This is a genomic window from Burkholderia catarinensis (assembly GCF_001883705.2).
GTDB classification, from domain to species: Bacteria; Pseudomonadota; Gammaproteobacteria; order Burkholderiales; family Burkholderiaceae; genus Burkholderia; species Burkholderia catarinensis.
Map to the genome: position 1 here is coordinate 1 of NZ_MDEQ02000066.1, position 2,918 is coordinate 2,918.

1 rRNA gene is annotated in these 2,918 nt (G+C 52.5%); it reads right to left on the reverse strand.

The window, feature by feature from the left end:
* Positions 1-18: 18 nt before the first annotated feature.
* Positions 19-2,900, reverse strand: a 23S ribosomal RNA gene (locus BFF94_RS37455).
* Positions 2,901-2,918 lie beyond the last annotated feature (18 nt).

Here is a 2,918-nt window from a genome sequence, read left to right on the forward strand (position 1 = left end):
ACAAGGCAGACTTGTTATAGGATCAAGCCTTACGGGCAATTAGTATCAGTTAGCTGAACGCATTACTGCGCTTACACACCTGACCTATCAACGTCCTGGTCTCGAACGACCCTTCAAGGGGATCTAGTCCCCAGGGATATCTCATCTTAAGGCGAGTTTCCCGCTTAGATGCTTTCAGCGGTTATCTCTTCCGAACATAGCTACCCGGCGATGCCACTGGCGTGACAACCGGTACACCAGAGGTTCGTCCACTCCGGTCCTCTCGTACTAGGAGCAGCCCCCTTCAAATATCCAACGCCCACGGCAGATAGGGACCAAACTGTCTCACGACGTTTTAAACCCAGCTCACGTACCTCTTTAAATGGCGAACAGCCATACCCTTGGGACCGGCTACAGCCCCAGGATGAGATGAGCCGACATCGAGGTGCCAAACACCGCCGTCGATATGAACTCTTGGGCGGTATCAGCCTGTTATCCCCAGAGTACCTTTTATCCGTTGAGCGATGGCCCTTCCATACAGAACCACCGGATCACTATGACCTGCTTTCGCACCTGCTCGACTTGTCGGTCTCGCAGTTAAGCACGCTTATGCCATTGCACTATCAGCACGATTTCCGACCGTACCTAGCGTACCTTCGTACTCCTCCGTTACGCTTTGGGAGGAGACCGCCCCAGTCAAACTGCCTACCATGCACTGTCCCCGACCCGGATCACGGGCCAAGGTTAGAACCTCAAACAAACCAGGGTGGTATTTCAAGGACGGCTCCACCGAAACTAGCGTTCCGGTTTCATAGCCTCCCACCTATCCTACACAGATCGGTTCAAAGTCCAATGCAAAGCTACAGTAAAGGTTCATGGGGTCTTTCCGTCTAGCCGCGGGTAGATTGCATCATCACAAACACTTCAACTTCGCTGAGTCTCGGGAGGAGACAGTGTGGCCATCGTTACGCCATTCGTGCAGGTCGGAACTTACCCGACAAGGAATTTCGCTACCTTAGGACCGTTATAGTTACGGCCGCCGTTTACCGGGACTTCAATCAAGAGCTTGCACCCCATCATTTAATCTTCCGGCACCGGGCAGGCGTCACACCCTATACGTCCACTTTCGTGTTTGCAGAGTGCTGTGTTTTTATTAAACAGTCGCAGCCACCAGTTTATTGCAACCCCTTCACCCTCCTGGCGCGAGCCAGTCAAGCTACAAGGGCGTACCTTATCCCGAAGTTACGGTACCAATTTGCCGAGTTCCTTCTCCCGAGTTCTCTCAAGCGCCTTAGAATACTCATCTCGCCCACCTGTGTCGGTTTGCGGTACGGTCATTGTTAAACTGAAGCTTAGAGGCTTTTCTTGGAACCACTTCCAATTGCTTCGCTTCCTAAGAAGCTCGCGCCACACCCTTGAATTGCGCACCCGGATTTGCCTAAGTGCCTTCTCCAATGCAGCGACCGGGACTTCCAACACCCGGACAACCTTCCGCGATCCGTCCCCCCATCGCATTTAACAATGGTGCAGGAATATTGACCTGCTTCCCATCAGCTACGCATTTCTGCCTCGCCTTAGGGGCCGACTCACCCTACGCCGATGAACGTTGCGTAGGAAACCTTGGGCTTACGGCGAGGGGGCCTTTCACCCCCTTTATCGCTACTCATGTCAGCATTCGCACTTCTGATACCTCCAGCATCCCTTCCGAGACACCTTCGCAGGCTTACAGAACGCTCTCCTACCATGCGTGCAAAGCACGCATCCGCAGCTTCGGTATATAGCTTAGCCCCGTTACATCTTCCGCGCAGGACGACTCGATCAGTGAGCTATTACGCTTTCTTTAAAGGGTGGCTGCTTCTAAGCCAACCTCCTGACTGTTTTAGCCTTCCCACTTCGTTTCCCACTTAGCTATATTTGGGGACCTTAGCTGGCGGTCTGGGTTGTTTCCCTCTTGACACCGGACGTTAGCACCCGATGTCTGTCTCCCGTGATTGCACTCTTCGGTATTCGGAGTTTGCTATGGCGGGGTAATCTGCAATAGACCCCCCAACCATGACAGTGCTCTACCCCCGAAGGTGAGACACGAGGCACTACCTAAATAGTTTTCGGAGAGAACCAGCTATTTCCAAGTTTGTTTAGCCTTTCACCCCTATCCACAGCTCATCCCCTAACTTTTCAACGTTAGTGGGTTCGGACCTCCAGTACGTGTTACCGCACCTTCATCCTGGCCATGGATAGATCACTTGGTTTCGGGTCTACGCCCAGCAACTGAACGCCCTATTCGGACTCGCTTTCGCTACGCCTGCCCTATACGGTTAAGCTTGCTACTGAACGTAAGTCGCTGACCCATTATACAAAAGGTACGCCGTCACCCCTTACGAGGCTCCGACTGTTTGTATGCATGCGGTTTCAGGATCTATTTCACTCCCCTCCCGGGGTTCTTTTCACCTTTCCCTCACGGTACTGGTTCACTATCGGTCGATCACGAGTATTTAGCCTTGGAGGATGGTCCCCCCATCTTCAGACAGGATTTCACGTGTCCCGCCCTACTTGTCGTACACTTAGTTCTTTCATACTGTTTTCGCCTACGGGGCTATCACCCGCTATGGCCGCACTTTCCAGAGCGTTCGGCTAACAATACAAATAAAGAGTACAAGGCTCATCCCATTTCGCTCGCCACTACTTTGGGAATCTCGGTTGATTTCTTTTCCTGCGGTTACTTAGATGTTTCAGTTCACCGCGTTCGCTTCACATGGCCTATGTATTCAGCCATGGATACTCCAAAAGGAGTGGGTTTCCCCATTCGGACATCTACGGATCAAAGCTCGTTTGCCAGCTCCCCGTAGCTTTTCGCAGGCTACCGCGTCCTTCATCGCCTGTGATCGCCAAGGCATCCACCACATGCACTTGTTCGCTTGACCCTATAACGAGTCTGTCTC